This is a genomic window from Mesorhizobium sp. M1E.F.Ca.ET.041.01.1.1 (assembly GCF_003997355.1).
Lineage (GTDB): Bacteria > Pseudomonadota > Alphaproteobacteria > Rhizobiales > Rhizobiaceae > Mesorhizobium.
The window spans coordinates 1-3660 of the sequence record NZ_RZSL01000581.1; the positions used below are offsets into that span (position 1 = coordinate 1).

Below are 3660 nucleotides of genomic sequence, written 5' to 3' on the forward strand. Positions count from 1 at the left end.
GCGCGGCAGGCGGCTGCCTCACCGACGTCGACGGGCACAGCTATATCGACTTCACAAACGACATGTCGGCCGGGTTTTATGGTCACTCCAATCCGGTGATACTGGCTGCCATCCGGGGTGCTCTGGACAAAGGCATCAGCTTTGGCGGCCCTCATAAGCACGAAGTAGCGCTTGCCGAAGACATATGCCGGCGGTTCACATCAATCGAACGCGTCCGTTTTTGTAATTCTGGGACCGAAGCCAATTTGGTGGCTATGGGCTTGGCGCGTGCAGTAACCGGCCGGCCGCTGGTCCTTGCCTTCCACGGTGGATATCACGGAAGCCTTGCGACGTATGTAAATGTTGAAGCGCCGCTGAACGTCGACAAATTGCAGATGCGCTTCGCCCGCTACAACGACGAGAAAGATGTCCTGCGAGTATTGGAGGAGTGTGGAGCAGAGACGGCAGCTATCATCGTCGAGCCCATGATGGCGAGCGGCGGTGGAATTTTAGCCAACCGTGCCTTTCTCGCCGCTCTTCGGGCTCTGGCGGACAACTTTGGGGCGCTTCTCATTTTCGACGAAGTCGTAACCGCCCGCTTATCCCCTGGTGGCCTCCAGGACTTGGTCCAAATCCGCCCCGATCTCACAACGCTCGGCAAGTCCTTGGGGGGCGGCCTCACGTTCGGTGCTTTCGGCGGGCGTGCGAAGCTGATCGATCGGCTGGATCCTTCCCGTCCGGGCGCGATCCTCCACAGCGGCACGTTTAATAATAACGTGCTGACCATGACCGTTGGCCACATCGGTCTCACCCAAGTGGCAACAATCGAAGCGCTGCAGGCGGTCAACGCTCGCGGTGACAAGCTGCGCCACAGCCTCTTGAAAGTTGCCACAGAGCGCAGAACGGCGCTCTCGATCAGCGGATATGGGTCGATTCTATCGCTGCATTTCCAGCCCGCAGCACCACGTAATCCTACCGAAATCACAACCACGCCAACGCAACGGAAGCTCTTTCATCTTGATATGCTGCTACATGGCTTCTACACGCCGCGGCGCGGCACGATCAATCTCTCGCTGGCCACCACGGATGATGACTGCGAGGCATTCGTGAATACTTTCGCAGGATTCCTCGACCGATATTCGGCCTTTCTGCCGCACGACTAGGAGACCCGGCAAGCGAATACCCAGTGCTGACCAGCAACCCCATACCGACTGTGGCCGGACCCTAAGAGCGAAGTCGCACTGCAATCGGCGTGCGACTAAAGAGATCATCCGGATAGCCGAAGAGAATGACCGGCGCCACTCTCCTCAGCTCATTGCCACGCCGTCGCACGATGAGTTGGCTAACCACTCTCAGGCAAGGCACAATCGCAACGAGATTGGCGACGGTCGCCGGCCATTCTCGGACACACCCGTGATGCCCTCAAGCCCGATCTTCATAGACAAGGATGTCGGGATGTGTTGCAAAGTTATTGGCAACGAGGCGCATGGCATTGGTCTCCGGTGTTCCCCGGACAGTTGAGATGTTCAAAGGTCGCCATTTCGACCAATCTGTGATCTTGCTCTGCATTCGCTGGTATCGGGCCTACGGACTGAGCCTACGCGATCTTCGAGAAACGATGGCGGAGCGTGGCATTAGTGTCGATCATTCAACGATCCATCCCTGGGTCGTTCATTTCGCGCCGCTGCTGATGGGACGCTTCAACCGGCAAGCGCGCCGTGACCGGCAAATGGCATGCGGACGAGACCTACATCAAAGTCCCGGGATGGATGTACCTCTATCGCGCCATCGACAGCGTCGGCGGCACCCGTCGAGTTCTGGTTCAGTGAAAACCGGGATTATCAATCCCTGAACGCAAATGGTAACTTTGGTCAGCCGTCCGGAATTTGCCGTTGCAGGGGTGGCGGTTCGCTGCTGGTCGGAGGCGTTTTTGACGGCGCGGGGATCGAGTGGCGGATTGTGATGCGCATCGTCATCGACCAAGACCTCTTTGACCAGCAGGCGGACAATTCTCTGCCGATCGGTGATTTCCAGCGATTCTGCTGATTCCCCTCAGTCGCTGGAGGAATGCGGTCAATGTTTCGGCCAATCGCAAGAACGACATCCGGTCGGCGGCCTGATCGAGAATCGCCTGCAGCTCGGCTCCCAGTTCCTGTTCGCGGGTCCGCACTTCGGGCTAGTGGCGCCGCGGTTAGTCCAAAGACAGGAGATCTTCCTGGTAAGAGGGCAACAGGCGTTCCATGCTGTTGCTGATGCGCGTGAGCTCCCGTTCGAGGACTTCTTGCCGCGTTTCGTGGGTTCAGCCGCACGGGCTGCGTCAAGACGCCGGTCGAGTTCGGCACTGATGGGCGCCGGGTCTTCGATCAGCTGCATCACCTCCTGCAACACGATCTGGTCGAGTAGGTCTTGGCGGATCGGCCGGCTGTCGCACACCGCGCCGCCGAGGTGGCGCCAGCCATCCGAACCCAGGCAGTGAATCTTGCGCCGAACTGCCGGTCGAGGTGCGACAGCGCGTAGCCGCATTTGCTGCAGGATACCAAGCCCTGCACGATGCTCGGCTCAATGGTCCGGTGGGGTGCGAAGCGCTCTTTGTCGACCAGGCGTTCCGCCGCCAACGCGAAGGTCTCTTCACTGACAAGGGCGGGGAACCGGTATCTCGATCCATTCCTCCCGCGGCCGCTCGTGCGCACAGGTCTTTTCGCCATGAACCGCCCAACCCGACAAGCGGAATGGCTTCGTCACCTTTTGCCGTGGCCTGGCCTGCGGCTTGTTGAAACAGGCGGTGCCCTTATAGGCGGATTGCGCAGCATTCCCCATACGACCGACCGTTCCCAGCGGGTTACGCGCTTGCGTGTCGGTGGCCCCATTTCCCGCGGCAGCCGTGCGATGGCGCCGATGCTCAGGCCATCGACCGTGTATTTCTCGTACACGAGCCGCACGACCGCCGCCTCGGCGGCGTCGATCTCATACCGCGCCGGCGCATCGTTCGTCTTCCGAATGTAGCGGTAGCCATAGGTCGCGCCACCCAGAACCGAGACTTCGCCGGTTTGGCGCGGTGGCGCTTGCCGGGCCGCGACGTTCGAGAATCTGCGCCCGTTCGTACTCGGCGATCATGCCCTGGAACTGCAGCATGAGCTGATCCTCCGGCGTGTTGGAATGCGGTGCCTTGACGAAGATCGTCTCGACCCCGTGGCGGGCGAACTCTTCCGTCAGGAGAACCTGACAGGCATATTTCCGGCTCAGCCGATCCGGCGAGTGGATCAGGACGGCCTCTATGTGGCCAGTGAGGGAGGCCGGTCATGAGTGAACACTGCAAAATCACCGCCGGTCACCTGGTCCGGTCCTCGCGACCTTCATGCAGAAAACGACCGCCTTAATATGAATGCCAGCGATAATGAAACTCTATCATCTGCCCGACATGGGCAGAATGACCCTGCGATGGCAATCGGAAGAAAAAACTGGCGCGGAGACCCTGGCTCGCGCCATGACAATCATCGAGACGGGCCAAGATGAACGGCATCGATCCGCAGGCATATCTCGCAGACGTGCTCGACCGCATCCATGATCACAAGATCAATCGCCTCGACGAGTTGCTTCCCTGGAAGTGGTCACCTGTCACCGCCATCTCCGCCGAGGCCGCCTGATGGCAACGGTGACCCATGTGTTCAGCATCGACTACGT

Annotated in this window: 2 protein-coding genes and 2 pseudogenes; 3 read left to right on the forward strand and 1 reads right to left on the reverse strand. The window is 59.7% G+C overall.

Going from position 1 to position 3660, the window contains the following annotated elements; all coding sequences use genetic code 11:
* A partial coding sequence (locus EOA38_RS30600) for an aminotransferase class III-fold pyridoxal phosphate-dependent enzyme (RefSeq protein ID WP_127300984.1) occupies nucleotides 1-1142 on the forward strand: 1142 nt, incomplete at its 5' end.
* A 359-nt stretch (nucleotides 1143-1501) separates the two neighbouring features.
* A pseudogene (locus tag EOA38_RS30605) lies at nucleotides 1502-1815 on the forward strand (IS6 family transposase); the annotation flags it as partial.
* A 1128-nt stretch (nucleotides 1816-2943) separates the two neighbouring features.
* Here EOA38_RS30605 and EOA38_RS41015 read toward each other — a convergent pair.
* The gene (locus EOA38_RS41015) at nucleotides 2944-3255 is read right to left on the reverse strand and encodes a recombinase family protein (RefSeq protein WP_210212999.1); all 312 of its coding nucleotides are present in this window, start codon (nucleotides 3253-3255) and stop codon (nucleotides 2944-2946) included.
* A 211-nt stretch (nucleotides 3256-3466) separates the two neighbouring features.
* On the opposite strand from EOA38_RS41015, the pseudogene EOA38_RS30615 reads away from it, so the two are divergent.
* Nucleotides 3467-3623, forward strand: a pseudogene (locus tag EOA38_RS30615) (transposase domain-containing protein); the annotation flags it as partial.
* Nucleotides 3624-3660: the final 37 nt, after the last annotated feature.